Annotated in this window: 3 protein-coding genes; 1 reads left to right on the top strand and 2 read right to left on the bottom strand. The window is 58.2% G+C overall.

Annotation, left to right across the window (positions count from 1 at the left end; translation table 11 throughout):
• Positions 1-769 precede the first annotated feature (769 nt).
• Positions 770-1,258, bottom strand: coding sequence for a GNAT family N-acetyltransferase (locus KIP79_RS45920; protein ID WP_214111387.1), 489 nt, complete (start codon positions 1,256-1,258; stop codon positions 770-772).
• A gap of 1 nt (position 1,259) precedes the next feature.
• Positions 1,260-1,568 carry a type II toxin-antitoxin system TacA family antitoxin gene (locus KIP79_RS45915; RefSeq protein WP_214111386.1) on the bottom strand — a complete coding sequence of 103 codons (309 nt, stop codon included), beginning with the start codon at positions 1,566-1,568 and terminating at the stop codon, positions 1,260-1,262.
• 894 nt (positions 1,569-2,462) lie between these two features.
• Between KIP79_RS45915 and KIP79_RS45910 the strand changes: the two genes are divergently transcribed.
• Positions 2,463-3,344, top strand: a complete 882-nt coding sequence (locus tag KIP79_RS45910; protein WP_214111385.1) for a helix-turn-helix domain-containing protein — start codon at positions 2,463-2,465, stop codon at positions 3,342-3,344.
• Positions 3,345-3,622 lie beyond the last annotated feature (278 nt).

Genomic DNA, 3,622 nt, shown 5'->3' with positions numbered 1-3,622 from the left:
TCCGATCTCGTGGGATCCGGTTGCCGTAGTCCTCCCGCCCACCAGCCCCCTCCATTGCCGTTAGGCCCCACCCACCCACCCTGTGCTGACCTTCGGTCGGATCCGGCTCCGCCGGGCGCGATGGATTGGTGTGGGCCTTCGATTGCGGTGGGGATTTCATCATCTCGTTGGAACAAACGGTCGAAATGCCCCAGGCATGGGCGTGCAAGCTGCTCTCCCGGCGAAGCCGGATTCGACCGAAGGCCAATATGGGTGGGCGCCAGGGGATTACTACGGCAACCAATCCTTCGTGCGCCGAGACGGCAGCCGCAGCCGACCTTCCCGGCGGAGCCGGGTCCCACCGAAGGTCAACTATGGGCTGGGTGGGTGCCATCTCAGCTCCCCACCAATCAGGCGTTTAATACTACGTTTGGTGGCATGAGTACACGGAGGTACAGCGTCACCATTCCGGAAGCTCTCGCCGAGGCCGTACAGTCCCGCGTTGGGAAGGATGGCTTCTCGGCGTACATCACGGCGGCGCTTCGGCGCCAAATGGAGGGCGACAACCTCCGCGAGCTAATCGAGGCAGCTGAATCCCAGCACGACCGCGTGGACCAGAGAGGTCGACACCAAGATAGCGCTGCTCGACTCCGGGCAGCTACACGATCTCAGACGCCAAGGCGGTTGAGTAGTTAAGAGTCGCCCGAGACAGCGATGGTCACTACATTAGACTCGGCGCGATCAAAATCTGATCTCTGGCTCGGACTCGTGCACCGGGCCGAGCCAGAGATCAGCCCTTGAGGTCAGCCTCAATATCGCTCATTTTCCGGATCAGGCGCATGTCGCCAGGGATGCGGATGAACCCGAATTTCTCGTAGAAGGCGACTGCCTCGTCATCCAGTGCGTCGACCACAACGAGACGGGCGGCCACGCGGTGAGACGATTCCACGGCGGTGCTGAGAGCGTCGACCAGGAGACGCGCGCCCCGCCCTTGGCCGTGCAGGGAGCTGTCGAGTGCCAGTCTCGCCAGAATGATGGCGGGAATCTGGCGGGGACCGCCTCGGCCCACCCTCGCAGGTAATTCGTCCTTCTGCAGAAGATGGCCGGCGAGAGAGTAGTAGGCGACCACGCTACCTGCCGAGGTCCAGACGAACGTCCGCGCGGTCCGGTTCTTCTGCGCGTGGAGGGCCCACATTTTCAGCCAGTCGTTCAACACCTCCTTGCCGCAGTCGAACACATCGAGACGGTGTTCCTGGTCGAGGGGCTCGCGATCGTACACGCTATTTCCTTCTCAGGATGTCGCTGTTCTCCTGAGCCGCACGGGTCAGCGCCTCATTTCGTTGAGGCGGAGCATCGAGAGAATCGATGATCGCCTCAAAGAAATCGGGAGGCACCATGGTGATCTGCTCTCGGCGAAGAACGTCCTCGGCCGCATCAAGGACGGCGTGCAGGACAAAACCGGTCACAGTCTCACGACGGGCCCGAGCGGCCTGTTCGATCAGGTTCTTATCTTGCGACGTGATACGTACTTCGAGGCGGCTTTTCGCATCCCTGGCCGGGGTCGAATCCGCTGGCATGGCGTAGGACATCGTCGGTCGCTCCTCGACGAGAGTGTCAGTGGAAGCCCTGCACCAAGTCAGGAGGCCGGTCTCGCATCCCAACAGGATCGCCTGACAGCACAGGCAACCACCGAGTCGTACGGACAATGTACGTACAGGGGGCCTGCACCGTCAAGTTCCACCCACACTCAATCGATCGCCGAGGAATCCCGCGATCTTGATAGAGCCCCTCTCCACCTCATACTCGTTCACGGAAGGCTGTGACACTATTCCCATCTCGGGTGACACAGCCTTCCGCCCACATAGCAAATCAGCCAACCCCACCAGAGGTCAGATGATCTCTAGCGAGGTCAAAGGCTGAGCTAAGCTCAGCTATGCACTCTGCCGAGCAGCAATACGATTGCCGCGAGGACGATCAAGAGTGTGATGAGGGCGGCCATCCGATGCCAGCGGTCCAACGCATATCGGATGGTTCGCCCCATCTCTCGTATTAGGGATACCGACCACCCATCCCTGCCCGAAGCGACCATTCCAGTTACCTCCCTTCCACTAGTGGTGTGGGGGAACCCTAGCCTGACATTGGCGATCTGCTTGACAGGAGGGAAGGTCGGTGGTCGAACGAACCTTCTACACCGCATGAGGAAAACGCCTCCCGAGCGGAAATATCACTGAGTGCAACCGCACCTCATCTGCACCTTAGACATGTCTAGCGCTACACATGTCTAGTGGTAGACATGCGACTCGCAACATATCGGACAAAAGAGGTTTTGTGCCATGAATCAATCCGATCCATCCGTCCACCCATCCGAACTTCGCACTCCATCGCGCGCATGGCCGTTCGCCGTCGGACAGTTTCTACGAACTCGGATCAACCTGGCATGTAACCGTGCGAGCTTTCCAGAAGATCTGATTTCGGGATTGATCATGGCAGAGCACATGAACGTCCAGGAGTTGGCGTTCTCCAACAAAGGGCGGACCATTGCCATCCGGAAATACAGCACAAGACGTGATCAAAATATCGGGACCAAAGAAGTGCCAGCTCTCGTTAGATCAACCAACTCCTCCGGGCCACCACCAACCAAAGAGATCCCAGAGATCAAGGTAGAATTCTTACACTTTTGGGAAGTAGAAGATTTCTCTGATTTCGAAAGCGCGCCAGCCACCTATATATACTCGTCAGGAGACGCCGCTTTGGCGGCCCACAGCTATATCCTGACATCGGCTATAGATGAGAGTTTTCCGCTTTCGGAGTGCCGTGATATCACTCCACATCTGAGCACTATCCTACTGCGCTGCTATAATAGCATCGCCCACGCAGAGGGACCCATTCACCCGCAAGACCCCCGGCCAGGGTGCACTTCAGAGCCCTCGAAAGACAAGATCGCCACATTCGCAGAGCTACGGCGCGCAAGCGGGGACGCCACACCCGACGAGATGAAGAGGCTCGTGGTGGAGCTATTCAAGGAGGGCAACCGAAACATCCGAGATATCAGTCGGAAGACCGGGCTCTCTCGGAATACGATCTACTTGACTCTCTACGCGCTGGGCTTGAAGGGATTCAAACACTCGGAAATCGTGAGCGCGATCGAGCAGAAGGTACAGTCAGGCCGTCTACGGCACGGTGAACCCGCCCCGACTGCCATTGATCTCGCCAACGAATACAACATCCTTGTCAAGGATGCTACGAAGGTGCTGTCCATACTCAGAGCAGCTGACGTTTTTCGGCACGTACCAGGCAGAGGCATGCTAGTTAATAACAAACTACAATCAGACTCTCATCAATACTTCCTTTCCAGTGGAAGATGATCAGTGATGCACCCCCGAACCAGCACCCCAAGTTCGGGAGCAAATCACGCATCAAATCCGACATGATCGCCTAGCAATGATTCACCTGATGGCAGGGGCAGTCCCACCACCAGGTCGGGGCATTCATCGGTGCGAAATCACGCTCCGACTGCTTAGCCTGGATCTTTCGTGATCTTCCCGTGGTCGGTTGAATGGTCCGGCTGAGCGTTGATTGCGTGATCGGGTCAGTGTTGTGGCCCGGCTGTCGTGCCGGGTTGACGGGGATCCACGGGCCCGCG

This window comes from Acrocarpospora catenulata (genome assembly GCF_018476525.1).
Lineage (GTDB): Bacteria > Actinomycetota > Actinomycetes > Streptosporangiales > Streptosporangiaceae > Acrocarpospora > Acrocarpospora catenulata.
The sequence above is the reverse complement of the archived record's forward strand: the minus strand, read 5'-3'. Positions and strand labels throughout refer to the sequence as shown.

Coding starts and splice junctions, on each gene's coding strand:
- KIP79_RS45915 (WP_214111386.1), bottom strand. CDS start 1,568: ATGTCCTACGCCATGCCAGCGGATTCGACCCCGGCCAGGGATGCGAAA.
- KIP79_RS45910 (WP_214111385.1), top strand. CDS start 2,463: ATGGCAGAGCACATGAACGTCCAGGAGTTGGCGTTCTCCAACAAAGGG.